We start from the raw sequence: 25,086 nt of genomic DNA, 5'->3' as shown, positions 1-25,086 counted from the left end.
GGCTTTTTTGTGCTCGCGGTATCAGGGCAAGCTCACGCCTTCAGCCAGCAGCATATCCACCAGGCGAATCAGCGGCAGGCCGATCAGGCTGGTGGCATCCACCCCGTGGGTGCTCTGGAACAGGCTCACGCCCAGGCCTTCGGCCTTGAAGCTGCCGGCGCAGTCGTAGGGCTGTTCGGCGCGCAGGTAGCGTTCGATGCGCTTCAGGTCCAGCTCGCGCATGTTTACCGTGAAGGGCACGCAGTCGACCTGGCAGTGGCCGGTAGTGCTGTTGAGCAGCGCCAGGCCGGTGAGAAAGCTCACATGATTGCCGCTGGCGGCCAGCAGCTGCTCGCAGGCGCGCTCGAAGGTGTGTGGTTTGCCGAGGATCTGCTCGCCCAGCACTGCCACCTGGTCGGAGCCGATGATCAGGTGCCCGGGATGGCTGTCGGCCAGGGCCAGGGCTTTTTCCCGGGCCAGGCGCTTGACCAGGTCAAGGGCGGGTTCCTCGGGCAGACGCTGTTCGTCGATATCCGGGGCGGCGCAGCTGAAAGGCAGGCGCAGGCGCTCGAGCAGTTCGCGCCGGTAAGGTGAGCTGGAAGCCAGTAATAAAGGCAGCATGATAGACTCCTGGGCAGGTGAAACGATTCTAACATGCTGAACGGAGCCGAATTTCCTTTGACAGGGGCGGGGGTCATCCCTAGAATGCTGCGCCTATGTTGAATGACCCGATTCCACCTCACGTTGACCCGCGCAAATTGGCCGATCGTGGTGTTTCCCTCGAAGGAACACTGCAGCTCGCCGATTTGGAGAGACTCTGCGACCCGCTTTCCGACACTGTCGGTACGGTGCAGGCTAAATTCGATTTTGAGCGCGACGAGCAGAAGGCTGTGGTTATCCACACCGACCTGAGCGTCGAGGTCAAGATGGTTTGCCAGCGTTGTCTTGAGCTGGTCACCCTGCCGATCCACAGCGAATGTACTTACGCCGTGGTGAAGGAGGGTGCGAATACCCAGTCGTTGCCGAAAGGTTATGACGTGCTGGAACTGGGCGAAGATCCTTTGGATCTGCAGGCCTTGGTCGAGGAAGAGCTTCTGCTCGCCTTGCCTATCGTGCCTGCTCATCATCCGGAAGAATGCCAGCAGCCGGCGGGCGCCGATGAGCCCGAACCGAGCAAGGACGAGGTAACACGGTCCAACCCGTTCAGTGTATTGGCGCAGTTAAAGCGTGACCCAAACGTTTAGGAGTTAATCAATTATGGCTGTTCAGCAGAACAAAAAATCCCGCTCTGCCCGTGACATGCGCCGTTCGCACGACGCCCTCTCGGAAAACGCTCTGTCCGTAGAGAAAACCACTGGTGAAGTGCACCTGCGTCACCACGTATCGCCAGAAGGCGTATACCGTGGTCGTAAAGTGATCGACAAGGGCGCTGACGAGTAATCCTTGTCCGCTCAGATCATCGCGATTGACGCAATGGGCGGGGACTTCGGTCCCCGCAGCATTGTTCAGGCGAGTATTGCTTGCCTGTCGGCTACCCCCTCGCTGCACCTGACCCTCGTCGGTCAACCCTCCCTCCTTGAAGATCTAGTCGCTGGCCAGTCGGCAGCGGATCGCGCGCGCCTGCAGATCGTGGCCGCCAGCGAGGTGATCGGCATGGATGAGCGGCCGTCCCAGGCGTTGCGCGGCAAGCCCGATTCGTCCATGCGCGTGGCCCTGGAACTATTGCGTGATGGCAAGGTTCAAGCCTGCGTGAGTGCCGGCAACACCGGTGCGCTGATGGCGCTGTCGCGCTATGTATTGAAAACCCTGCCCGGCATCGACCGCCCGGCCATGGTTGCCGCCATTCCCACCCAGACCGGTTATTGCCAGTTGCTCGACCTGGGCGCCAATGTCGACTGCAGCGCGGAAAACCTCTACCAGTTCGCCGTGATGGGCTCGGTGGCCGCCCAGGCCCTGGGGATTTCCCGGCCGCGTGTGGCCTTGCTCAACGTCGGTACCGAAGACATCAAGGGCAACCAGCAGGTCAAGCTTGCCGCGAACTTGCTGCAGAACGCCCGTGGGCTGAACTACATCGGCTTTGTCGAAGGTGACGGGTTGTACCGTGGCGAAGCGGATGTGGTGGTGTGCGACGGCTTTGTCGGCAATATCCTGCTCAAGTCCAGCGAAGGCCTGGCGACCATGATCGGTTCGCGCATCGAGGCCCTGTTCAAGGGCGGGTTCGGTGCGCGCCTGGCCGGTGCTGTGGCCATGCCGCTGCTGCGCCGCCTGCAGGCTGACCTGGCGCCGGCGCGACATAATGGCGCAAGCTTCCTTGGCCTGCAGGGCATCGTCATCAAAAGTCATGGCTCTGCCGGTGTACAGGGCTTTCAGAGCGCCATCCAGCGCGCGCTGATCGAGATCCAGGAGAACCTGCCGCAACGCTTGCACGGCCGTCTGGAAGACCTGTTGCTTTAGGTATATGCCTCAGGAAGTGGTTAAATGTGACCGCTTGGTCCTCGTTACCATCCAACTCTTCAGTTTCTTGTGCTCAGCCTGGTGCTGGGCGCTTTATTTCCGACGACAAGATCACTAGGGGCTTGTTCAATGTCTGCATCCCTCGCATTCGTCTTTCCCGGTCAAGGTTCGCAGTCCCTCGGCATGCTTGCCGAGTTGGGTGCCCAGTATCCGCTGGTCATTGATACCTTCCGTGAGGCCTCCGAGGCTCTGGGCTATGACCTCTGGGCGTTGACCCAGGCCGGTCCGGAAGAGCAACTCAACCAAACCGACAAAACCCAACCGGCCATTCTCACTGCCTCGATCGCCTTGTGGCGCCTGTGGCTGGCAGAGGGCGGTGCGCGTCCGGCGTTCGTTTCCGGTCACAGCCTGGGCGAATACAGCGCCCTGGTCGCCGCTGGCAGCCTGAGCCTGGGTGACGCTGTGAGGCTGGTCAAGCGTCGCGGCGAACTCATGCAGGAGGCCGTGCCGGCCGGGCAGGGCGCCATGGCGGCGATTCTCGGCCTGGACGATGCTGTCGTCGTGGGTATCTGCGCAGAAGCTGCCCAGGGCGAAGTGGTCAGTGCGGTGAACTTCAACTCGCCAGGTCAGGTAGTCATCGCCGGTGCCAAGGCCGCCGTTGAGCGTGCCATGGAAGCCTGTAAAGCCGCTGGCGCCAAGCGCGCACTGCCACTGCCGGTCAGCGTGCCGTCGCACTGCGAGCTGATGCGCCCGGCTGCCGAGCGCTTTGCCGAATCGGTCAATGCCATCGACTGGCAGGCCCCGCAGATCCCGGTGGTGCAGAACGTCAGCGCTGCCGTTGCAGCTGATCTCGATACCCTCAAGCGCGACCTGCTGGAGCAGCTGTACAAGCCGGTCCGCTGGGTCGAGTGCGTGCAGACCCTGGCTGCCAAAGACGCGGTAAACCTGGTCGAGTGCGGCCCGGGCAAGGTTCTGGCCGGCCTGAACAAGCGCTGCGCCGACGGCGTCAACACCTCTAACCTCAATACCCCGGATGCTTTCGCCGCGACGCTCGCGGCGCAGGCCTGATTTAGGAGAAGCTTGCATGAGCCTGCAAGGTAAAGTTGCCCTAGTTACCGGCGCCAGCCGTGGTATCGGCCAGGCTATCGCCCTGGAACTGGGCCGTCTGGGCGCTACCGTGATCGGTACCGCCACCTCCGCTTCGGGCGCCGAGCGTATCGCCGCGACCCTCAAGGAGCACGGCATCACCGGTACCGGCCTTGAGCTGAACGTGACCAGCGACGAGTCGGTCACCGCTACCCTGGCCAAGATCCAGGAGCAGTTCGGTGCGCCGACCATCCTGGTCAACAACGCCGGTATCACCCGTGACAACCTCATGCTGCGCATGAAGGACGACGAGTGGTTCGACGTCATCGACACCAACCTGAACAGCCTCTACCGTCTGTCCAAGGGCGTGCTGCGCGGCATGACCAAGGCACGCTGGGGTCGTATCATCAGCATCGGCTCGGTGGTCGGTGCCATGGGTAACGTCGGCCAGGTCAACTACGCTGCCGCCAAGGCCGGTCTGGAAGGTTTCAGCCGCGCCCTGGCGCGTGAAGTCGGCTCCCGTGCGATCACCGTCAACTCGGTGACCCCGGGCTTCATCGACACCGACATGACCCGCGAGCTGCCTGAAGCTCAGCGTGAAGCGCTGCAGATCCAGATCCCCCTGGGGCGTCTGGGCCAGGCTCAGGAAATTGCCAATGTGGTAGCTTTCCTGGCCTCTGAAGGTGCAGGCTATGTGACCGGCGCGACCATCCCGGTCAACGGTGGCATGTACATGTAAAATCGGATGTGACGGATTGCTTCAAAAAAATGTCATACGAGCTGTCTAAAATCCGTTATAAAGCTGCAACCAGATTCTAGTCGGTTGGCAGGTGTGGTCTTGCAAGGCGTGTTGCGCTTGAAAAGCAGACGTCTTTCTATACACTTACACACCGGCCAGCTGCCTGACATATGTCCATTAGGAGTGAAAACAAGGTATGAGCACCATCGAAGAACGCGTCAAGAAAATCGTCGCCGAGCAACTGGGCGTTAAAGAAGAAGAAGTGAAGAACGAATCTTCCTTCGTCGAAGATCTGGGTGCCGATTCCCTTGACACTGTTGAGCTGGTGATGGCTCTGGAAGAGGAATTCGAGACCGAAATCCCTGACGAAGAAGCCGAGAAGATCACTACTGTTCAAGCTGCTATCGACTACGTCAACAGCCACCAGGCTTAAGACGTTGTAGTCGTCGCTTCTTGTCATGGAAAAACCGCACTGCCTTTGCCGGCGTGCGGTTTTTTCTTTACAAGAGATGTAGTCAATTGAATAAGGAGAGTGCTGTGTCGCGTAGACGCGTCGTGGTCACCGGTATGGGTATGCTGTCGCCACTGGGTACGGATGTGCCGAGCAGTTGGCAGGGCATTCTGGCTGGCCGCAGTGGCATAGGTCTGATCGAGCATACTGACCTGTCTGCCTACTCCACCCGTTTTGGCGGCTCGGTAAAGGGCTTTGAAGTCGAGCAGTACCTGTCGGTCAAGGAAGCCCGCAAGCTCGATCTGTTCATTCAGTACGGCCTGGCTGCCGGTTTTCAGGCGGTGCGTAATGCCGGCCTGGAAGTAACCGATGCCAACCGCGAGCGCATTGGCGTGGCCATGGGCTCGGGTATCGGTGGCCTGACCAATATCGAAGAAACCAGCCGGACCTTGCATGACCAGGGCCCGCGGCGTATTTCGCCATTCTTCGTACCGGGTTCGATCATCAACATGATTTCCGGTTTCCTGTCGATCCACTTGGGGGTACAGGGGCCTAACTACGCTATTTCCACTGCGTGCACCACGGGTACCCATTGTATCGGCATGGCCGCGCGCAACATCGCCTTCGGTGAAGCCGACGTGATGATTGCCGGCGGTGCGGAGATGGCCGCCTGTGGTCTGGGCATGGGCGGTTTCGGTGCGTCGCGGGCGCTGTCGACCCGCAATGACGACCCGACCCGTGCCAGCCGTCCGTGGGACAAGGGGCGTGACGGTTTCGTGCTCGCCGACGGTGCCGGTGCGCTGGTGCTCGAAGAGCTCGAGCACGCCAAGGCGCGCGGCGCAACCATCTATGCCGAGCTGGTTGGTTTCGGCATGAGCGGTGACGCCTACCACATGACCTCGCCGCCAGAAGACGGCAGCGGGGCTGCGCGCTGCATGGCCAACGCCCTGCGCGATGCCGGCCTGAATGCCAGCGACGTTGATTACATCAACGCCCACGGTACCTCGACGCCAGCCGGCGACCTGGCTGAAGCGTCGGCGATCAAGTCGGTGTTCGGCGAGCACGCCTACACGCTGGCGGTCAGCTCGACCAAGTCGATGACCGGTCACCTGCTCGGCGCTGCCGGTGCAGTCGAGGCGATCTTCAGCGTGCTGTCGATCAACAGCCAGGTGGCGCCGCCGACCATCAACCTGGATGAGCCGAGCGAAGGCTGCGACCTCGATTTCGTGCCGCACCAGGCACGCAACATGCCGATCGAGGTGGTGCTGTCCAACTCCTTCGGGTTTGGCGGTACCAACGGCTCGCTGGTGTTCCGCCGGTTCGCCGGCTGATGCACAGCTGGGTCGACGGCCAGCCGGCAGATGCACTGACGGTGCAGAGCCGGGGGCTGGCCTACGGCGATGGTCTGTTCGAGACCATTGCCGTGCGGGCCGGTCGGCCGTCACTGCTCGAGTATCACCTCGATCGCCTGGCGCTGGGTTGCCAGCGGCTGGCGATTTGCGCTGATCACGGCCTGATTCGCGACGAGATATGCCGTTATGCCAGCCTGCTGGGTGACGGCGTGCTCAAGCTTATTGTTACCCGTGGCGACAGTCAGCGCGGCTATGCGCCGGCCGCTGGCGTGGCGCCACGGCGTATTCTCCAGGGCAGCCCCTTGCCCGGTTATCCCACGCAGCATGCCGAGCAGGGTGTTCGCTTGTTCGACTGCCAGACGCGCCTGGCCGAGCAACCGCTGCTGGCGGGTTTGAAGCACCTCAATCGCCTCGAGCAAGTATTGGCTCGCGCCGAATGGCAGGACGCCACGTACGCTGAAGGTTTGATGCGCGATGTTTCCGGGCGCATTATCGAAGGGGTGTATAGCAACCTGTTCCTGGTGCGTGACGGCCAGCTGCTGACCGCCGACCTGAGCCGCTGCGGTGTGGCCGGGGTGATGCGCGCAGCCTTGCTCGATCACGCCAGGGCAGTTGGAATCCCCCTGCGAATAACCGACCTGAGCCTGCGGGACCTGCAGCAGGCCGACGAAGTCTTCGTCTGCAACAGCGTCTACGGCATCTGGCCGGTACAGGCTTTTACATCGCTGAACTGGCCGCCGGGGCCGCTCACCCGTAAACTGCAGGCCATTGCCCGTACGCTACTGGATGCCTGATTTGTGAGACGTAAATTCTTGGTGCTGCTGGAGACCGGGTTGATCCTGGCCGGCCTGATGTTGGGGTATTCGGCCTGGAAGGTGAATTCGGCGCTGGAGCAGCCCCTGCACGTGTCTCAGGAGCGGTTGCTCGACGTGCCCACCGGTACCACCCCCAATCGTATGTTCTACCGCATGGAGAGCGACGGTGTGCTGGAAGATGCCTTCTGGCTGCGCCTGTACTGGCGCTTCAACATGGCTGGCGTGCCGCTGCACACCGGCGAATACCGCATGACCCCGGGCATGAGCGTGCGCGATCTGTTCGAAGTCTGGCGCCGCGGTGATGTGGTGCAGTACACCCTGACCCTGGTAGAAGGCTGGAATTTCCGCCAGGTGCGCGCGGCGCTGGCCAAGCACGAGAAGATCAAGAAGACCCTCGACGGCCTGAGCGACGCCGAGGTCATGGACAAGCTCGGCCACCCGGGCGTGTTCCCGGAAGGCCGCTTCTTTCCTGATACCTACCGCTTCGTGCGGGGCATGACCGACGTCGAGTTCCTTCAGCAAGCCTATGCGCGCCTGGAAGAGGTGCTGGCCAAGGAATGGGCGGAACGCTCCAGCGACGTGCCGTATCGCGACCCGTACCAGGCGCTGATCATGGCCTCGCTGGTCGAGAAAGAGACCGGCGTGCCTCAGGAACGCGGGCAGATTGCCGGGGTGTTCGTGCGGCGCATGCGCATCGGCATGCTGCTGCAGACCGACCCAACAGTGATCTACGGCATGGGCGAGCGCTACAACGGCAAGATTACCCGTGCCGACCTGCGCGAGCCGACGCCGTATAACACCTACACCAACGCCGGTTTGCCGCCGACGCCGATTGCCATGGTCGGCCGTGAAGCCATTCATGCCGCATTGAACCCGACCCCGGGCAGCAGCTTGTATTTCGTCGCTCGTGGCGATGGCAGTCATGTGTTCTCCGATGACCTGGATGCGCACAATTCGGCGGTGCGCGAATACCAGATCAAGCGCCGCGCCGACTACCGTTCGAGCCCGGCCCCTGTTACCGAACCCGAGGCCCAGCCGCAGGCGCCGCAAACCCCGGACGTCAGCCCTGCGCCGGCGCCCGAGCAAGCGGCGCCGGCCAGCGAAGCGGCCTCTTCGCAATGAACAACTGTAAGGACTGCCTGTGAGCGGCTTGTTTATCACCCTGGAAGGTCCCGAAGGCGCGGGCAAGAGCACCAATCGCGAGTACCTCGCCGAACACCTGCGGGCCCAGGGCCTGGATGTCGTGCTGACCCGCGAACCGGGCGGCACGCCGCTCGCCGAGCGGATCCGCGAGCTGCTGCTGGCGCCCAGCGACGAAAAAATGGACGCCGACACCGAGTTGTTGCTGGTGTTTGCCGCCCGTGCCCAGCACCTGGCCGAAGTGATTCGCCCGGCCCTGGCCCGCGGCGCGGTGGTGCTGTGTGACCGTTTTACTGATGCCACTTACGCCTACCAGGGCGGTGGCCGCGGCCTGTCGTTGGCGCGCATCGCCACCCTGGAGAATTTCGTCCAGGGCGATTTGCGTCCGGACCTGACCCTGGTGTTCGACCTGCCGGTGGAAATCGGCCTGTCCCGCGCAGCCGCCCGCGGCCGCCTGGACCGTTTCGAGCAGGAAGGCCAGGCCTTCTTCGAAGCGGTACGTCAGGCCTACCTGGCCCGCGCCCAGGCTGCGCCGCAGCAATACCGGCTGATCGATGCCGCGCTGCCGCTGGCACAGGTACAGCAGTCTCTGGACGCCTTGCTGCCGCAGATCCTGGAGCGTTGCCGTGGCTGAGGCCTTCCCTTGGCAGCAGGCCTTGTGGCAGCAACTGGCCGGGCGTACCCAGCATGCCCATGCCTACCTGCTGCACGGCCCGCAGGGCATCGGCAAGCGCGCCCTGGCCGAACGCCTGATGGCCCTGTTGCTGTGCCAGCGTCCAGAAGGGCTGCAGGCTTGCGGGCAATGCAAGTCGTGCCTGTTGCTCGCAGCAGGTAGCCATCCGGACAACTACGTGCTGGAGCCGGAAGAGGCCGACAAGCCGATCAAGGTCGATCAGGTTCGCGACCTGGTGTCCTTCGTGGTGCAGACCGCGCAGTTGGGTGGGCGCAAGGTGGTGTTGATCGAGCCGGTCGAGGCGATGAACGTCAACGCCGCCAACGCCTTGCTCAAAAGCCTCGAAGAGCCCTCGGGCAATACCGTGTTGCTCTTGGTCAGCCATCAGCCCAGCCGCTTGCTGGCGACCATCAAGAGCCGCTGCCAGCAGCAGGCCTGCCCGCTGCCGAGTCGGCAGCAAAGCCTGGCCTGGCTCGAGCAGGCCTTGCCCGACTGCGACGAGCAGGAGCGCCTGGAACTGCTCAGCCTGGCGGCCGGTTCGCCGTTGGCGGCGGTCAGCCTGCAGGCCCAGGGTGTGCGCGAGCAGCGCGCGCTGGTGGTCGATGGGGTGAAGAAGCTGCTCAAGCAGCAGCAATCGCCCAGCCAGCTGGCCGAAGCCTGGAATGCCATTCCTTTGTTGCAACTGTTTGACTGGTTCTGTGACTGGTCCAACCTGGTCCTGCGTTATCAGTTGACCCAGGACGAGGAGGGGTTAGGCTTGAGCGATATGCGCAAGGTGGTTCAGTACCTGGCGCAGAAGAGCAGCCAGGGCAAGGTCCTGGAGATCCAGGACTGGATTCTGGCCCAGCGCCAGAAGGTCCTGGGCAAGGCCAACCTCAATCGGGTGCTGTTGCTCGAGGCGCTGCTGGCGTCCTGGGCGATGTTGCCGGGCCAGCGTTGAGCTGCGCCGTCCCTTCATTACTTTTCAGCGTTGTCATGTGCCCATGCTTGTAGATTCCCATTGCCACCTCGACCGTCTAGACCTTACCGCCCACCAGGGCTCCCTGGATGCGGCGCTTGATGCTGCCCGCGCGCGTGGCGTCGGGCACTTTCTGTGCATCGGCGTCAGCGCCGACAACGCCCAGGCGGTCAAGGACCTCAGCGAGCGCTACAGCGATGTCGACTGTTCAGTGGGTATCCACCCGCTGGACCTCACCCCTGACGGTGCGCCGGCGCTGGACTGGTTGCTCAAGGAGCTTGAGCACCCGCACGTGGTGGCCATCGGTGAAACCGGCCTGGACTATCACTACGAACCGGAAGCGGCCCAGGTGCAGCAGGACTCGTTCCGCCTGCACCTGGAGGCGGCGAAGGTCACGGGCAAGCCGGTGGTCATCCATACCCGCGCGGCGCGTGCCGATACCCTGGCACTGCTGCGCGAAGCAGATTTGCCGCAGGCCGGCGTGCTGCACTGCTTCACCGAAGACTGGGACATGGCCAGGGCGGCGCTGGACCTGGGCTATTACATCTCGTTGTCGGGCATTGTCACCTTCCGCAATGCCGATGCACTGCGCGACGTGGCGCGGCAAGTACCGGCCGATCGCCTGCTGGTCGAGACCGATTCGCCGTACCTGGCACCCATTCCCTATCGCGGTAAAGCCAACCTGCCGCAATACGTACGGGAAGTGGCGGAGTTCGTGGCGATGGTACGCGGCGAGGGCTATGAGCAATTGGCCGAGCAGACCACCGCGAACTTCAAGCGGCTGTTTCCGTTGGCGCGGGTAAGCTGAGTTCGCCTGCTGAAAAACAGGCAAAAAAAACCCGGGTTCTGGGGGGTGAATCCGGGTTAAGACCATTAGGAGTAAAACAAAGGTACGCGGTCCCTGAGCACCTTTATCGACGCGCCACTTGGGGGGATGCGCCGCGTCAACACCTGAAGTATTGGTCAGGATTGGCGCGCCGCCAGCATCAGCTGCTCGTTTTTTAAACAGATTTGGAATACGGCTGCGGCTGCTGAGCACTCATCGCTCTGCAATCTGCCGCACAATCGCCAGAGTTTCTTCGATTATCTGCTTAGGTGTGTAGAAGTGCGGGGAAAATCGAACGCCCGGGCCTCGTGGGATGCATATCACCTGTTGCTGCTTGAGCTGCTGATAGACCTGCAGGTTTTCAACCCCTTCAATGCTGAAGGACACAATCCCTGAGCGGCGCGCCGGGTCTTGCGGGTTGTGCAGCGTTACCCCGGGTATTGCGGCCAGGCCCTCATTGAGCCACTGCACCCGTTCCTGCAGCTCGGCTGCCACGCGATCCATTCCCACGTCTTCGAGCAACGACAGGCTGGCTTCCAGTGCCGCGGCCCCGAGCATGTTCGGGCTGCCACATTCAAAGCGCCGGGCGCTGTGGGCCGGTTGCCATTCACTGCGGGTGTAGTCGCCCATGTGCTCGAGCATGTGCCAGCCGTACTCGCTGAGCTTGAGCAGCGGGCGCACCTCGGCGCGGCAATAGAACACCCCCAGGCCTTCCGGACCGAGCAGCCATTTATGGCCATCCGCCATGGCGAAGTCGCATTGATAGGCCTGGACGTCGAAGGGCAGGGCGCCCAATTGCTGGATGGCGTCGATGCAGAACAGCACTTCGCGATCACGGCAGCCTTGGCCCAGGCGCGGCAGGTCCAGGCGCAGGCCGCTGGCGAACTGCACGGCGCTGATCGCCAGCAGGCGTACCTTGGGGCCGCAGGCAGCCAGTAAGGCGCCTTCCGGGTCGCTGCCCTTGAGGCTGACCTGAATGACGCTGACGCCTTTGTCGGCCAGGGCCTCCCAAACGATCCGGTTGGAAGGGAACTCTTCGTCGCTGATGACGATCTGGTCGCCGGCCTGCCAGTCGATGCCGAAGGCGACGAAAGACAATGCCTCGGAGGTGTTCTTGACCAAGGCAATGTCATCCGTCGACGGTGCGTTCGTCAGGCGCATCAGGCGTTCACGTAGACGCTGCTCCATGGCTAGCCAGTCCGGATAGTCCCTTGCGCCGAGCAAAACGTTCTCGTTGGCGAAGCGCGAAACCGCCTGGCTGGCGCGTTTCGGCCAGGGTGCCACGGCAGCATGGTTCAGATAGCGAAGGCCCGGGGCCTGTTCAAACTCATCAAGAAACATAGACATGGTTGGATGATCCGTGCATTTTGGCGCAAGTTAGGCATAATAACCGGCTTCGATTTTGATCCAGTCCTTCTTATGCAGAAAGAACCTCGTAAGGTCCGTGAGTTTCGTCGCCGTGAGCAAGAAATTCTCGATACCGCGCTCAAGCTGTTTCTCGAACAGGGTGAAGACAGTGTCACCGTCGAGATGATCGCTGATGCCGTCGGTATCGGCAAAGGCACGATCTACAAGCACTTCAAATCCAAGGCGGAGATCTACCTGCGCCTGATGCTCGACTACGAGCGCGATTTGAACGAACTGCTGCACTCTGCCGACGTCGACCGCGACAAGGAAGCCCTGTCGCGCGCCTACTTCGAATTCCGCATGCGTGATCCGCAGCGCTACCGCCTGTTCGACCGCCTCGAAGAGAAGGTGGTCAAGGGCAACCAGGTGCCGGAGATGGTCGGGGAGCTGCACAAGATCCGCGCCTCCAACTTCGACCGCCTGACCCTGCTGATCAAGGGCCGCATCAGCGAAGGCAAGCTCGAAGACGTGCCGCCGTACTTCCATTACTGCGCTGCCTGGGCACTGGTGCATGGGGCGGTGGCGCTCTATCACTCGCCGTTCTGGAGCAATGTGCTGGAAGATCAGGAAGGCTTCTTCCAGTTCCTCATGGACATCGGCGTGCGCATGGGCAACAAGCGCAAGCGCGACCCGGATAGCACCGGTAGCTGAGACATTCAGCCAAACCATGGCGCTACTGGGATTGGGTGGCGAGGAATATACTCAGGTATGAGGCTTGCAAAAACCTGATTTTTGAGTCAGGTTTTGCAGGCCCGATTCACCCATGCCGGAGTCACCCATGATCGTCGACCGCCAAGGCAGGCGTTTTCGCAATTTGCGTGTCAGCCTGACGGCTGCCTGCAACTACGCCTGTACCTATTGTGTGCCGGACGGCAAGCGTCTGGTCGCGGCCCAGGACGAGCTCTCGGCCGAGGCCATGGCCCGTGGCGTAGCTTACCTGGTGGAGGCTGCCGGCATCGAGCGGGTGCGCGTCACTGGTGGCGAGCCGCTGGTCAGCCCCAAGCTTGAAACCTTCCTCGCTTCAATCGCCACCCTCGGCCTGGATGAAATCAGCCTGACCACCAATGGTCAGTTGCTGGCGCGCAAGCTGCCCTTGCTGCGCGCGGCGGGTATCCGTCGTCTTAACGTTTCCCTCGATACTCTTGACCCGGACGCCTTCCGGCGCATTGCCCGTGGCGGCGACCTGGCCACCGTGCTGGACGGCATGAGCCAGGCCAGCGCCGCGGGCATGAAGATCAAGGTCAACATGGTGCCGCTGCGCGGGCAGAACTTCGACCAGGTCCTGCCGCTGCTGGAGTATTGCCTGGCCCACGGCTACGAGCTGCGCTTCATCGAGCTGATGCGCATGGGGCACCTGGCTCGCGACAGCAATGCCTTTTTGCAGCAGTTCGTCAGCCTCGAGCACTTGTTGCAATTGATTGGCGGGCAGTACGAGTACCTGCAGGCCAATGCACCGGTGGATGCCACCGCCTTGCGCTATCAGATCCCGGGGCAGGGCTACTTCGGCATTATCGCCAACGAGAGCGTACCGTTCTGCCGCACCTGCTCGCGCTTGCGCCTGTCGTCCACCGGGTGGCTGCACGGTTGCCTGTCGTCGAGCAACCGTCACTATATCGGCGATCTGCTCGACAAGCCGCGCCATCAGGCCTTGCCGGCGCTGCAGGGCTTGCTGGTCAAAGCCCTTGGCGACAAGCAGTCGGTGGCGTTTTCCGGCGGCGCGACGGTGATGAAGATCATTGGCGGCTAAGACTGGCGCAAAAGCTGCATCTGCCAGCCGTTCGCCGGTTTTCCGTCACCGGCCACTGGAGGATAGATGCGTAGCCTGGTTTTGCTGCTGGCGCTGACGGCGCTGGGCGGCTGCATGAATGTCAGCGATATGGGCGAGGGCGCCCGATATCACATGAGCGATGCCGGTCTGCTCGATCACAGCGACACCCGTCGTTCGCTGTCGGTGCGCCTGCAGCCTGATTCATTCATTTACATTGGCCAGGGTGCCTTCGTGCCGCCGGGCAAGGGCCCGTATCCGCGCCCTAACGTGGTGGCCGAAGAGGCCTTCAAGGGTTTTATCGAGTACTTCCCCCTGGTTCGCCGCGCCCCGGCGCCGTTGGGCCTGGAGCAGGCGCTGATCGAGGCGCGTGAAGTCGGCGCCCATTACCTGCTGTACACCCGCTTTGCCCGCACCGATGATCGCATCGGCAATGGCGATGAGTGGTACGACGAACAGGCGGTTGACCGCCTGGGCATCGATACCGGGGTGGTGCAACTGATGCTGATCGAAACCAGCACCCGTTACCTGATCGACACCGCGCAGATCAAAAGCCGCGGCGGTTTGCTGACGTTCCATGACAACAAGCCGGAAGATTTGCTCAGGTCCCCGCTTGAGGATTACGCTCGCAGCCTGTTAGGCATGAGTCGTTGAGGAGAGGGTGATGCAAGATACCGGCAAGGCCAGTGATCTGCTGGCGCAGATTCCCAAGGCAGAAAAAGGCCTGCCGCCCGTGCATCTGTGGAACCCGGATTTTTGCGGCGACATCGACATGCGCATCGCCCGCGATGGCACCTGGTACTACCTGGGTACGCCAATCGGGCGAAAACCGATGGTGCGGCTGTTCTCGACCATCATTCGCCGCGACGGTGACGACTACTTCCTGGTGACGCCGGTGGAGAAGGTCGGTATCAAGGTCGATGACGCGCCCTTTGTCGCTGTCAGCCTTGAAGTGCAGGGCGAAGGCGAGCAGCAGCTGCTGCGTTTTACCAGCAATGTCGACGACCAGGTCGAGGCTGGCCCCGAGCATCCGCTACGCTTTGAGATCGATGCGCAAACCCAGGAGCCTTCGCCGTATGTGCACATGCGCAGCAACCTCGAAGCGCTGATCCACCGCAACGTCTTCTACCAGTTGGTCGAGCTGGCGGTGCCGCGGCAGATTGATGGCCAGCAGTGGCTGGGTGTCTGGAGTGGTGGCCGCTTCTACCCCATTGGCCAGGTTGCCGGTATGGAGCCTGGTGGATGAGCCGCTGCCGGTGACCGAATCCTATAGCCAGTAGCGAAACTTCTGTTCGGGCAGAAACGAAAAAACCTCCAGTGCTCAGGGCAACTGGAGGTTTTTCAGGTGTTTGGCTCCGCGACCAGGACTCGAACCTGGGACCCAATGATTAACAGTCATTTGCTCTACCGACTGAGCTATCGCGGAATCTGTGGCGTATCTTACTGATTGCTAAGGGGAAGTCAAGCCTCCCCCGTGCATTTCAGTAATTACAGAACCTCAACGATCGCCTTGGTCACCACATGGATGTTGCTTTGGTTGAGCGAGGCGACACAGATGCGGCCGGTATCCAGCGCATAGATACCGAATTCGTTCTTCAGGCGGGCGACCTGCTCAACGGTGAGGCCCGAGTAGGAGAACATGCCGCACTGGCGACCGACGAAGCTGAAGTCCTGCTTGGCGCCGTACTGGGCCAGCAGCTCGACCATCTGCTTGCGCATGCCGTGGATGCGCAGGCGCATCTCGGCCAGCTCGTCTTCCCACATCGTGCGCAGCTCTGGGCTGTTGAGCACGGTGGCGACGATGGTGGCGCCATGGGTTGGCGGGTTGGAATAGTTGGTGCGGATCACGCGCTTGACCTGCGACAGCACGCGAGTGGCCTCTTCCTTGGACTCGGTGACGATCGACAGTGCGCCAACGCGTTCGCCGTACAGCGAGAAGGACTTGGAGAACGAGCTGGAAACGAAGAAGTTCAGGCCCGACTCGGCGAACAGGCGTACGGCGGCGGCGTCTTCGCTGATGCCGTCGCCAAAGCCCTGGTAGGCCATGTCGAGGAACGGCACGTGGCCTTTGGCCTTGATTACTTCGAGGACGTTTTTCCAGTCTTGCGGGGTCAGGTCGACACCAGTCGGGTTGTGGCAGCAGGCGTGCAGCACAATGATCGAGCCGGACGGCAGGGCGTTGAGGTCTTCGAGCATGCCGCTGCGGTTGACGTCGTGGGTGGCGGCGTCGTAGTAGCGGTAGTTCTGCACCGGGAAACCGGCGGTTTCAAACAGCGCGCGGTGGTTTTCCCAGCTCGGGTCGCTGATGGCGACGACGGCGTTCGGCGACAGTTGCTTGAGGAAGTCGGCGCCGATCTTCAGGGCGCCGGTACCGCCGACGGCCTGGGTGGTGATCACGCGACCGGCGCTCAACAGCGGCGACTCGGCACCGAACAGCAGCTTCTGCACGGCCTGGTCATAAGCGACGATACCGTCGATCGGCAGGTAACCGCGGGAAGCGTGCTGGGCAGCGCGCTGGGTTTCGGCTTCGATCACTGCGCGCAGCAGTGGGATACGCCCTTCTTCGTTGCAGTAAACACCCACACCCAGGTTGACCTTGTTGCTACGGGTATCGGCGTTGAAAGCTTCGTTGAGGCCCAGAATGGGGTCGCGTGGTGCCAGCTCGACAGCGGAAAACAGGCTCATTATTACCTTGGCTCTGAATGGAGAGTGGAAGAGGTCGCACGCTCCAGTCGCTTGCACTAGAGCGGTGCACAAACGGGGAGTCAGTATAGTGATACTGGCTGGTCACGGCGACAGTCTGTCGCAGCTTTTCCTGCTGTTTGGCCGAATATTTTTCGACCGTTAGTCGATTTCACCGGTCCATCGTCAGAAATGCCCGCAACACTGAGTTGAAACTGGCGCTCGGGGCCCTAAATTCGGTATAACTACTGTCTATAAATACAGTTGCCCGCGCCAGCGATGAAACCATCGCGATCACACAGAGGTTTGTCATGTCCGAGTTCCAGCTCGTCACCCGTTTCCAGCCGGCCGGCGACCAGCCCGAGGCCATTCGCCTGATGGTCGAAGGAATCGAGGCGGGCCTTGCGCACCAGACCCTGCTCGGGGTGACCGGCTCGGGCAAGACCTTCAGCATCGCCAACGTGATCGCCCAGGTGCAGCGCCCGACCCTGGTGCTGGCGCCGAACAAGACCCTGGCAGCGCAGCTGTACGGCGAGTTCAAGGCGTTCTTCCCGAACAACGCCGTGGAGTATTTCGTGTCCTATTACGACTACTACCAGCCTGAAGCCTACGTGCCGTCCTCCGACACCTTTATCGAGAAGGACGCCTCGATCAACGACCATATCGAGCAGATGCGCCTGTCGGCGACCAAGGCGCTGCTGGAGCGGCGCGATGCGATCATCGTCACCACCGTTTCCTGCATCTATGGCCTGGGCAGCCCGGAAACCTACCTGAAGATGGTCCTGCACGTGGATCGCGGCGACAAGCTCGACCAGCGCGCGCTGCTGCGCCGCCTGGCCGACCTGCAGTACACCCGCAACGAGATGGACTTTGCCCGCGCCACTTTCCGCGTGCGCGGTGATGTGATCGACATCTTCCCGGCCGAATCGGACCTGGAAGCCATCCGCATCGAGCTGTTCGATGACGAAGTGGAAAACATCGCCGCCTTCGATCCGCTGACCGGCGAGGTGATCCGCAAGCTGCCGCGCTTCACCTTCTACCCCAAGAGCCACTACGTGACCCCGCGCGAGACGCTGCTGGAGGCGGTGGACGGTATCAAGGTGGAACTGGCCCAGCGCCTTGAGTACCTGCACAAGGCCAACAAGCTGGTCGAAGCCCAGCGCCTGGAGCAGCGCACCCGTTTCGACCTGGAGATGATCCTCGAACTGGGGTACTGCAACGGCATCGAAAACTACTCGCGTTACCTGTCCGGGCGTCCGGCCGGGGCGCCGCCACCGACCCTTTACGACTACCTGCCGGACGACGCCCTGCTGGTGATCGACGAATCCCACGTCAGCGTTCCGCAAGTCGGGGCCATGTACAAGGGCGACCGCTCGCGCAAGGAAACCCTGGTCGAGTACGGTTTTCGCCTGCCTTCGGCGCTGGACAACCGGCCGATGCGTTTCGATGAATGGGAGGCGGTCAGCCCGCAGACCATCTTTGTCTCGGCGACCCCGGGCAACTACGAAGCCGAACATGCCGGCCGCGTGGTTGAGCAGGTAGTGCGCCCGACCGGCCTGGTCGACCCGCAGGTCGAGGTGCGCCCGGCCACCACCCAGGTCGACGATCTGCTCTCGGAGATTCGCAAGCGCGTGGCGGTGGAAGAGCGGGTGCTGGTGACCACCCTGACCAAGCGCATGGCCGAAGACCTCACCGACTACCTGGCCGACCACGACGTGCGCGTGCGCTACCTGCACTCGGACATCGACACCGTCGAGCGGGTCGAGATCATCCGCGACCTGCGCCTGGGCACCTTCGATGTGCTGGTGGGCATCAACCTGCTGCGTGAAGGCCTGGACATGCCCGAGGTGTCGCTGGTGGCGATCCTCGATGCCGACAAGGAAGGCTTCCTGCGTTCCGAGCGTTCACTGATCCAGACCATCGGCCGCGCCGCGCGTAACCTCAATGGTCGCGCGATCCTCTATGCCGACAACATGACCGGCTCCATGCAGCGGGCGATTGGCGAGACCGAGCGGCGCCGCGACAAACAGATTGCCTTCAACGCCGCCAATGGCATCGTGCCCAAGGGTGTGGTCAAGGACATCACCGACATCATGGAAGGCGCCAACGTGCCCGGCTCGCGCAGCAAGAAGCGCAAGGGCATGGCCAAGGCGGCAGAGGAGAGCGCCCGTTACGAAGCCGAGCTGCGCTCACCGGGCGAGATCGCCAAGCGCATCAAGCAGCTGGAAGAGAAGATGTACCAGCTGGCGCGCGACCTGGAGTTCGAGGCGGCGGCGCAACTGCGCGACGAAATTACCGCGTTGCGCGAGCGCATGATCACGGCGTGAGGGCGACGATCGCGCCCATTGCTGGAGCCCGATGCCCGCTCCCTGTTAACATCCCGCCTTTGTTTCATCTCTAGTTCGAGACTGTCCATGACCACCGTTCGCACGCGTATCGCGCCATCGCCTACTGGCGATCCCCACGTCGGCACCGCTTACATTGCCCTGTTCAACTACTGCTTTGCCAAGCAGCACGGCGGCGAGTTCATCCTGCGTATCGAAGATACCGACCAGTTGCGTTCGACCCGCGAGTCGGAACAGCAGATCTTCGACGCCCTGCGCTGGCTCGGCATCGAGTGGAGCGAAGGTCCGGACGTCGGCGGCCCGCACGGCCCTTATCGGCAGAGCGAGCGCGGCGATATCTACAAGCAGTATGCCCAGCAGCTGGTTGACCTTGGTCACGCCTTCCCGTGCTTCTGCACCGCCGAAGAGCTCGACCAGATGCGCGCCGAGCAGATGGCCCGCGGCGAAACCCCGCGCTACGACGGCCGCGCCTTGCTGCTGTCGGCAGAAGAAGTGCAGCGCCGCCTGGCCGCTGGCGAGCCGCACGTGATCCGCATGAAAGTGCCGAGCGAAGGCGTCTGCGTGGTCCCGGACATGCTCCGTGGCGACGTCGAGATTCCGTGGGATCGCATGGACATGCAGGTACTGATGAAAACCGACGGCCTGCCTACCTACTTCCTGGCCAACGTCGTCGATGACCACCTGATGGGCATCACCCACGTGCTGCGCGGCGAAGAGTGGCTGCCGTCGGCGCCCAAGCTGATCAAGCTGTACGAGTACTTCGGCTGGGAACAACCGGCCCTGTGCTACATGCCGCTGCTGCGTAACCCGGACAAGAGCAAGCTGTCCAAGCGCAAGAACCCGACCTCGGTGACCTTCTACGAGCGCATGGGCTTCATGCCTGAAGCCATGCTCAACTACCTGGGCCGCATGGGCTGGTCGATGCCGGACGAGCGCGAGAAGTTCTCCCTGGCCGAGATGGTCGAGCACTTCGACTTGTCGCGCGTCTCCCTCGGCGGGCCGATTTTCGACATCGAGAAGCTGTCGTGGCTCAACGGCCAGTGGCTGCGTGACCTGCCGGTGGAAGAGTTCGCCGCGCGCCTGCAGAAGTGGGCGTTCAATCGCGACTACATGATGCAGATCGCACCGCACGTGCAGGGCAGGGTAGAGACCTTCAGCCAGGTTGTGCCATTGGGCGGCTTCTTCTTCGAAGGTGGCCTCAAGCTCGATGCCAAGCTGTTCGAGAGCAAGAAACTCTCGGCCGACCAGGTACGCCAGGTCATCCAGCTGATCCTGTGGAAGCTCGAAAGCCTGCGCCAGTGGGAAAAAGACCGTATCACCGGCTGCATCCAGGCGGTTGTCGACGCCCTGGAACTGAAGCTGCGTGACGCCATGCCGCTGATGTTTGCCGCGATCACCGGCCAGGCCAGTTCTGTCTCGGTGCTCGATGCCATGGAAATCCTTGGCCCGGACCTGACCCGCTACCGCCTGCGCCAGGCCCTGGACCTGCTTGGTGGTGTGTCGAAGAAAGAAAACAAAGAGTGGGAAAAGCTCTTGGGCACCATCGCCTGATTGCTTTTCAGGGCTGCTTTGCAGCCCATCGCTGGCAAGCCAGCTCCCACGGGGGAGCTTTGTGGGAGCTGGCTTGCCAGCGATGAGGCCAGGATGGCGGGTAGGGAATTAGCTGTAGTAGAGCGGTTGCACCCCAGTAAATACGGGGTGTTTCCCGGTTTCGGGCGGTAAGTGTTTGTTATCTCGGAAATTTTTTTTGAATTTTGTTGAAAATATATTTGACAGGTTCGCCATCCGATCTTAATATGCGCCCCGTCCACAGCGATGAACGAAACGAAACGCGAAGCACCCAGCCAAGCGGTTCAGTTCAAAGCGACATTGTGGGGCTATAGCTCAGCTGGGAGAGCGCCTGCATGGCATGCAGGAGGTCAGCGGTTCGATCCCGCTTAGCTCCACCAAATTCCGATTCGTAGTCAGCTAGGCTGACTGCGAAATCAACCGGGTTCCAGCGACCAGGTTGGTAAGGTAAGAAGGTTCGTCCCCTTCGTCTAGTGGCCTAGGACACCGCCCTTTCACGGCGGTAACAGGGGTTCGAGTCCCCTAGGGGACGCCAGTTTCACACAAGCAACGTCGAAAGAAGTTGCTGGGCCGCGAGGCTAAAAATCTGGGGCTATAGCTCAGCTGGGAGAGCGCCTGCATGGCATGCAGGAGGTCAGCGGTTCGATCCCGCTTAGCTCCACCAATTTTGCCAGGATTCGTGAAAACGGATCTGCACGAAGGTTACAAGTCCCCTTCGTCTAGTGGCCTAGGACACCGCCCTTTCACGGCGGTAACAGGGGTTCGAGTCCCCTAGGGGACGCCATTTTACCCACTTTGTGGGATTTCAAGGCTCATTCGATTATTGAATGAGCCTTTTGTTTTTGCCTCGAAAAAACTTTCCCCCCAACCCTCTCTTGCCTGACGCGACAAGCGGCAGCACTTTCTGCTTGCGGAAAAATATTATGAGAATAATATTCTAACCATAATATTTTGGAGGCGAGCATGAACGACAAAAAGGCGAAAACCCGCGAACGGATTCTCGATGCAGCCTGCAGTGCGCTGATTCAGCACGGCCCGGCCGAGCCCAGCGTCAATCAGGTAATGGGGGCTGCCGGCTTGACTGTCGGAGGCTTTTACGCCCATTTCGACAGCAAGGACGCGCTGATGCTCGAAGCCTTTCGCCAGTTGCTGGACGAGCGTCGGGCGCTACTCGCCGAAGTCGACCCGAACATGAGTGGCGAGGAGCGCCGTGCCCTGGTCGCCGCCTTTTATCTTTCTCGCAAGCACCGCGACGCCACCGAGCGCGCCTGCCCGCTGCCCACCTCGCTGGGCGAAATGGCGCGCCTGCCGGAGGCCTTCCGGGCGGTGCTGTCCGAGCACATCGAATTGATGATGGCCAATCTTGCCGACAGCCCTGAGGAGGCCGACAAGGTCCTGGCCGACATGGCCCTGATGATCGGTGGCCTGGCCCTGGCCCGCGCTTTGGGCACTGGCGAGCTGTCTGACCGCATCCTGCGTGCCGCCAAGTCGGCGGTTGTCTGAACCACGCGCTATCCACCGGAGCAAAGCGATGAATACCTTGAGCTGGATTCGTAGCGTCAACGGCACCCTTGGGCACATTGCGCCGGAGCATGTCGCGCGCAAGATGCGCCGGGCCTTCATGACCCCGCGCAACCTGCCGCCACGGGAATGGGAGCTGCCACTGCTGGCCCGTGCCGAGCGCATCACCTTGCGCTTCGGGCTTTCTGCGCTGCGCTGGGGCCAGGGCCCGACAGTGCTGTTGATGCACGGTTGGGAAGGGCGCCCAACCCAGTTCGCACGCTTGATCGACACCCTGGTCGAGGCTGGCTACACCGCCGTGGCGCTGGAAGGCCCGGCGCATGGCCGTTCGCCGGGTAGCGAAGCCAATGTGGTGCTGTTTGCCCGGGCCTTGCTTGAGGCCGCCGCCGAACTGCCGGCGCTGCAGGCGGTGATCGGCCACTCCATGGGCGGTGCCAGCATGCTCCTGGCCCTGCAGTGGGGCCTGCGCGCCGAAGTGGCGGTGAGCATCGCCGCGCCAGCCCAGTTGCTTGGCGTGGTCCGTGGCTTTGCGCGGCACCTGGGCATGCCGGCACGGGCGCGGGCGGCGTTTATCCGCCAGATCGAGCGTGATGTCGGTGTGCAAATTGCCCGCCTTGATGTCAGTGGCTACCAATTGGAGCTGCCTGGCTTGATCGTGCATGCCGAGGATGACCCGCTGGTACCGGTCAAGGAGTCCGACGCCATTCACCGGGCCTGGTTCGACAGCCGCCTGCTGCGCCTGCCTGACGGCGGCCATCAGCGCGTGCTGGCTGACCCGCAACTGGTCGAGGGGGTGCTGGCGTTGCTGCAGCGCAGCAGTTCACCGGCGCGGCAATCGGCCTGAGCATCCGGTACACTCTGCCCGTTCACCACGGACCTGGAGCGGGCATGAGTTGGGATCTGGCAACACCGTTCATCATCGACCTGCGGGTCGCTGCCGACGACATCGACGGCCTCGGCCACGCCAACAACGCAGTCTACGTCACTTGGCTTGAGCGTTGCGCCTGGCGCCACTCCCAGCGCCTGGGGCTGGACCTGGCCGAGTACCGGCGCCTGGACCGGGCCATGGCCGTGGTCCGCCACGAAATCGACTACCTTGCCGCCGCCTATGAAGACGACGAGTTGCAACTGGCAACCTGGATCGTCGACTGGGACCAACGGCTGAAAATGACCCGGCGCTTCCAGCTGGTTCGTCCCAGCGACGGCACCACCTTGCTGCGCGCGCAGACCACCTTCGTCTGCATTGAGTTATCCACGGGGCGGCCCAAGCGCATGCCGGGCGAGTTTATTGACGGCTATGGCCCGGCGCTGATGGCCGGAGCGCTGTAGGTCGCGGATTTTGCTAGACTGCCGGCCTTTTCCAGCCGAGATGCAACCCATGCAAATTGCCCTGGCCCCGATGGAGGGGCTGGTCGACGACATTCTTCGCGACGTACTGACCCAGGTGGGCGGCATCGACTGGTGTGTCACCGAGTTCATTCGGGTCTGCGACCGCTTGTTGCCGGCGGCCACCTTCGAAAAGCTCGCGCCGGAGCTGAGCCAGGGCGCGCAGACCGCTGCCGGGGTGCCGTTGCGCGTGCAATTGCTGGGCTCCGACCCGGTGTGCCTGGCCGAAAACGCGGTGCTGGCCTGTGAGCTGGGCGCGCCGGTGATCGACCTCAACTTCGGCTGTCCGGCCAAGACCGTGAACAAGTCGCGTGGCGGTGCGGTGTTGCTCAAGGAACCAGAGCTGCTGCATGCCATCTTGCGAGAAGTGCGTCGCGCGGTTCCTGCGCATATTCCGGTCACGGCCAAGATGCGCCTGGGCTTCGACAGCCCCGACGGCGCCCTGGACTGTGCCCGGGCCCTGGCCGAAGGCGGCGCCGAGCAATTGGTGGTGCATGCGCGAACCAAGGTCGACGGCTACAAGCCGCCTGCCCATTGGGAGTGGGTGGCGCGGGTGCAGGACGTGGTCAAGGTGCCGGTGTATGCCAACGGCGAGGTCTGGACCCTGGAAGACTGGCGGCGTTGCCGAGAAGTCAGCGGTGTTGAAGACATCATGCTGGGCCGTGGCCTGGTTTCGCGCCCGGACCTTGCCCGGCAGATCGCCGCCGAACGTGATGGTGTCGAGTTCGTGCCCATGGACTGGCACAGCTTGCTGCCGCTGATCCGGGACTTCTGGGGCCAGGCCCGGGCGCAGATGACGCCGCGCCAGGCACCGGGGCGCTTGAAACAGTGGGTGGCGATGTTGACCCGCACCTACCCCGAGGCGGTGGCGCTGTTCACTGAATTGCGCCGGGAAACCGACTGTGACCGGGTCGGGCAGTTGATCGGTGTGCCGGCCTGCGAGGCGGCCTGAAAAAAAATTTGCAGGGTTGCTTGAAAAGCAGGCGAGGGTCCTTATCTAGGGAGTACGCGATGCCGAAGTCGGGTCGCGCTACTACACAACCTCGCTGATTTTCAGGAGATGCATCATGACTACTGCTTTTTCTCTGGCTCCACTGTTCCGTCATTCCGTGGGTTTCGACCGTTTCAACGACCTGTTCGAATCTGCGGCGCGTAATGAGGCGGGTAGCAGCTACCCTCCCTACAACGTTGAAAAACATGGCGATGACCACTATCGAATCGTCGTTGCTGCGGCAGGTTTCCAGGAGCAGGATCTGGATCTGCAAGTGGAAAAAGGCGTCTTGACCGTGACTGGCGGCAAGCGTGACAGCAACGCTGAAAGCGTTACCTATCTGCATCAGGGCATTGCCCAACGGGCGTTCAAGTTGTCGTTCCGGTTGGCTGACCATATCGAGGTCAAGGCGGCTGGTCTGGCTAACGGGCTGCTGAGCATTGATCTGCTGAGGATCGTGCCGGAAGAGGCCAAGGCCAAGCGGATCCCGATCAATGGGGATGGCAAGCCTGCTCTGAATTGATTGGTTGATGTTGATGTTGATGAGGGCACCTTCGGGTGCCCTTTTTTATGGTCTTTGGTTTTTGGTGATTATCCGTTGGCGAGGGTGGTGCTGAGTCACCTTTCCGCCCTTACGGCGGGTTACTTTGGCAGTCGCCCCAAAGTAACCAAAGGGCTTGCCCCACCAGGGGCCCTACGCTGCGCTTCGGGTTCCCTCGCTACGGTGTCGCTACGGGGCATTGCGAACTACGAGTTGCAAGCAACTCTACGTTTCGCAACTTCGGCTAACGCCGAAGGTGCTGCGCACTAGCCCCTTCGCAACACCTGCACTCGGCCCTTCTGGTTAACGGGGCCGGTAGATCAAGATCACAAGCAGATCAAGATCAAGAGCACAATTCGCTTCGCTCTTGCTTTGTGGAAGCGGGCTTGATCCGCGATGCGATTTG

The 25,086-nt window shown here is 62.0% G+C and carries 26 protein-coding genes and 5 tRNA genes; 27 read left to right on the top strand and 4 right to left on the bottom strand.

Features of this window, described 5'->3' with window-relative positions; all coding sequences use genetic code 11:
* Positions 1 to 21: 21 nt before the first annotated feature.
* Positions 22 to 600 carry a Maf family protein gene (locus PspR32_RS18355; RefSeq protein WP_036996486.1) on the bottom strand — a complete coding sequence of 193 codons (579 nt, stop codon included), beginning with the start codon at positions 598 to 600 and terminating at the stop codon, positions 22 to 24.
* Between the two features lie 95 nt (positions 601 to 695).
* On the opposite strand from PspR32_RS18355, the gene PspR32_RS18350 reads away from it, so the two are divergent.
* From PspR32_RS18350 to PspR32_RS18295, 12 genes are all read left to right on the top strand, one after another.
* Positions 696 to 1,223: a YceD family protein gene (locus PspR32_RS18350; protein WP_010223220.1), complete on the top strand. Its 528-nt coding sequence runs from the start codon at positions 696 to 698 to the stop codon at positions 1,221 to 1,223.
* A 13-nt stretch (positions 1,224 to 1,236) separates the two neighbouring features.
* Complete coding sequence (rpmF, locus tag PspR32_RS18345; protein WP_010223221.1) at positions 1,237 to 1,419, top strand: 50S ribosomal protein L32; 183 nt, start codon at positions 1,237 to 1,239, stop codon at positions 1,417 to 1,419.
* 3 nt (positions 1,420 to 1,422) lie between these two features.
* Entirely contained in the window at positions 1,423 to 2,433 is a 1,011-nt protein-coding gene (gene plsX / locus PspR32_RS18340; protein WP_081492797.1) for a phosphate acyltransferase PlsX, read from the top strand.
* A 129-nt stretch (positions 2,434 to 2,562) separates the two neighbouring features.
* Positions 2,563 to 3,501 carry an ACP S-malonyltransferase gene (gene fabD, locus PspR32_RS18335; RefSeq protein WP_159388993.1) on the top strand — a complete coding sequence of 313 codons (939 nt, stop codon included), beginning with the start codon at positions 2,563 to 2,565 and terminating at the stop codon, positions 3,499 to 3,501.
* 16 nt (positions 3,502 to 3,517) lie between these two features.
* The gene (gene fabG, locus PspR32_RS18330) at positions 3,518 to 4,258 is read left to right on the top strand and encodes a 3-oxoacyl-ACP reductase FabG (protein WP_010223224.1); all 741 of its coding nucleotides are present in this window, start codon (positions 3,518 to 3,520) and stop codon (positions 4,256 to 4,258) included.
* A 196-nt stretch (positions 4,259 to 4,454) separates the two neighbouring features.
* Complete coding sequence (gene acpP / locus PspR32_RS18325; RefSeq protein ID WP_010223225.1) at positions 4,455 to 4,691, top strand: acyl carrier protein; 237 nt, start codon at positions 4,455 to 4,457, stop codon at positions 4,689 to 4,691.
* Positions 4,692 to 4,795: 104 nt separating this feature from the next.
* Positions 4,796 to 6,040, top strand: coding sequence for a beta-ketoacyl-ACP synthase II (gene fabF, locus PspR32_RS18320; RefSeq protein WP_036996485.1), 1,245 nt, complete (start codon positions 4,796 to 4,798; stop codon positions 6,038 to 6,040).
* Complete coding sequence (pabC, locus tag PspR32_RS18315) at positions 6,040 to 6,855, top strand: aminodeoxychorismate lyase (protein WP_159388992.1); 816 nt, start codon at positions 6,040 to 6,042, stop codon at positions 6,853 to 6,855. The genes fabF and pabC overlap by 1 nt, the downstream gene beginning before the upstream one ends.
* 3 nt (positions 6,856 to 6,858) lie before the next feature.
* Positions 6,859 to 7,998, top strand: a complete 1,140-nt coding sequence (gene mltG, locus PspR32_RS18310) for an endolytic transglycosylase MltG (RefSeq protein WP_100782046.1) — start codon at positions 6,859 to 6,861, stop codon at positions 7,996 to 7,998.
* A 19-nt stretch (positions 7,999 to 8,017) separates the two neighbouring features.
* A complete protein-coding gene (tmk, locus tag PspR32_RS18305; RefSeq protein WP_036996483.1) occupies positions 8,018 to 8,650 on the top strand; it encodes a dTMP kinase in 633 nt (210 codons plus the stop codon).
* Positions 8,643 to 9,629 (top strand): DNA polymerase III subunit delta', encoded by a 987-nt coding sequence (locus PspR32_RS18300; RefSeq protein ID WP_010223231.1) that lies wholly within the window; start codon positions 8,643 to 8,645, stop codon positions 9,627 to 9,629. Before tmk ends, PspR32_RS18300 begins: the two co-directional genes overlap by 8 nt.
* A gap of 43 nt (positions 9,630 to 9,672) precedes the next feature.
* Complete coding sequence (locus tag PspR32_RS18295; protein ID WP_036996481.1) at positions 9,673 to 10,455, top strand: TatD family hydrolase; 783 nt, start codon at positions 9,673 to 9,675, stop codon at positions 10,453 to 10,455.
* A 231-nt stretch (positions 10,456 to 10,686) separates the two neighbouring features.
* Here PspR32_RS18295 and PspR32_RS18290 read toward each other — a convergent pair whose 3' ends face one another.
* Positions 10,687 to 11,820, bottom strand: a complete 1,134-nt coding sequence (locus PspR32_RS18290) for an aminotransferase class V-fold PLP-dependent enzyme (RefSeq protein ID WP_036996480.1) — start codon at positions 11,818 to 11,820, stop codon at positions 10,687 to 10,689.
* Between the two features lie 72 nt (positions 11,821 to 11,892).
* Here PspR32_RS18290 and PspR32_RS18285 point away from each other — a divergent pair, with 72 nt between their 5' ends.
* From PspR32_RS18285 to PspR32_RS18270, 4 genes are all read left to right on the top strand, one after another.
* Positions 11,893 to 12,531, top strand: coding sequence for a TetR/AcrR family transcriptional regulator (locus PspR32_RS18285; protein WP_010223234.1), 639 nt, complete (start codon positions 11,893 to 11,895; stop codon positions 12,529 to 12,531).
* Between the two features lie 127 nt (positions 12,532 to 12,658).
* Positions 12,659 to 13,627: a GTP 3',8-cyclase MoaA gene (locus tag PspR32_RS18280; protein ID WP_010223235.1), complete on the top strand. Its 969-nt coding sequence runs from the start codon at positions 12,659 to 12,661 to the stop codon at positions 13,625 to 13,627.
* Positions 13,628 to 13,693: 66 nt separating this feature from the next.
* A complete protein-coding gene (locus PspR32_RS18275) occupies positions 13,694 to 14,299 on the top strand; it encodes a DUF4823 domain-containing protein (RefSeq protein ID WP_036996478.1) in 606 nt (201 codons plus the stop codon).
* Positions 14,300 to 14,309: 10 nt separating this feature from the next.
* A complete protein-coding gene (locus PspR32_RS18270) occupies positions 14,310 to 14,891 on the top strand; it encodes a DUF1285 domain-containing protein (RefSeq protein WP_010223237.1) in 582 nt (193 codons plus the stop codon).
* A 104-nt stretch (positions 14,892 to 14,995) separates the two neighbouring features.
* Here the strand turns inward: PspR32_RS18270 and PspR32_RS18265 are convergent.
* Positions 14,996 to 15,071 (bottom strand) — tRNA-Asn (locus PspR32_RS18265).
* A 62-nt stretch (positions 15,072 to 15,133) separates the two neighbouring features.
* Positions 15,134 to 16,330, bottom strand: coding sequence for an amino acid aminotransferase (locus PspR32_RS18260; RefSeq protein ID WP_010223238.1), 1,197 nt, complete (start codon positions 16,328 to 16,330; stop codon positions 15,134 to 15,136).
* A 308-nt stretch (positions 16,331 to 16,638) separates the two neighbouring features.
* Here PspR32_RS18260 and uvrB point away from each other — a divergent pair, with 308 nt between their 5' ends.
* The 11 genes from uvrB (at position 16,639) to PspR32_RS18205 (ending at position 24,662) form a co-directional block, all read left to right on the top strand.
* Entirely contained in the window at positions 16,639 to 18,654 is a 2,016-nt protein-coding gene (gene uvrB, locus PspR32_RS18255; RefSeq protein ID WP_010223239.1) for an excinuclease ABC subunit UvrB, read from the top strand.
* 87 nt (positions 18,655 to 18,741) lie between these two features.
* Positions 18,742 to 20,223, top strand: coding sequence for a glutamate--tRNA ligase (gltX, locus tag PspR32_RS18250; protein ID WP_100782042.1), 1,482 nt, complete (start codon positions 18,742 to 18,744; stop codon positions 20,221 to 20,223).
* A gap of 322 nt (positions 20,224 to 20,545) precedes the next feature.
* Positions 20,546 to 20,621: transfer RNA gene (locus tag PspR32_RS18245), tRNA-Ala, on the top strand.
* A 79-nt stretch (positions 20,622 to 20,700) separates the two neighbouring features.
* Positions 20,701 to 20,776: transfer RNA gene (locus tag PspR32_RS18240), tRNA-Glu, on the top strand.
* 53 nt (positions 20,777 to 20,829) lie between these two features.
* Positions 20,830 to 20,905 (top strand) — tRNA-Ala (locus PspR32_RS18235).
* A 44-nt stretch (positions 20,906 to 20,949) separates the two neighbouring features.
* A tRNA-Glu gene (locus tag PspR32_RS18230) sits at positions 20,950 to 21,025 on the top strand.
* Between the two features lie 179 nt (positions 21,026 to 21,204).
* Positions 21,205 to 21,744, top strand: a complete 540-nt coding sequence (locus PspR32_RS18225) for a TetR/AcrR family transcriptional regulator (protein ID WP_159388991.1) — start codon at positions 21,205 to 21,207, stop codon at positions 21,742 to 21,744.
* A 28-nt stretch (positions 21,745 to 21,772) separates the two neighbouring features.
* On the top strand, positions 21,773 to 22,606 hold the full coding sequence (locus tag PspR32_RS18220; RefSeq protein ID WP_036996475.1) for an alpha/beta fold hydrolase: 834 nt from the start codon (positions 21,773 to 21,775) through the stop codon (positions 22,604 to 22,606).
* A gap of 44 nt (positions 22,607 to 22,650) precedes the next feature.
* Entirely contained in the window at positions 22,651 to 23,091 is a 441-nt protein-coding gene (locus PspR32_RS18215; protein ID WP_036996474.1) for an acyl-CoA thioesterase, read from the top strand.
* Positions 23,092 to 23,140: 49 nt separating this feature from the next.
* Positions 23,141 to 24,100: a tRNA dihydrouridine synthase gene (locus PspR32_RS18210; protein WP_159388990.1), complete on the top strand. Its 960-nt coding sequence runs from the start codon at positions 23,141 to 23,143 to the stop codon at positions 24,098 to 24,100.
* A 115-nt stretch (positions 24,101 to 24,215) separates the two neighbouring features.
* A complete protein-coding gene (locus PspR32_RS18205; protein ID WP_010223248.1) occupies positions 24,216 to 24,662 on the top strand; it encodes an Hsp20 family protein in 447 nt (148 codons plus the stop codon).
* The last annotated feature ends 424 nt before the right edge of the window (positions 24,663 to 25,086 follow it).

The organism is Pseudomonas sp. R32 (assembly GCF_009866705.1).
In the GTDB taxonomy this organism is placed as follows: Bacteria; Pseudomonadota; Gammaproteobacteria; order Pseudomonadales; family Pseudomonadaceae; genus Aquipseudomonas; species Aquipseudomonas donghuensis.
The sequence above is the reverse complement of the archived record's forward strand: the minus strand, read 5'-3'. Positions and strand labels throughout refer to the sequence as shown.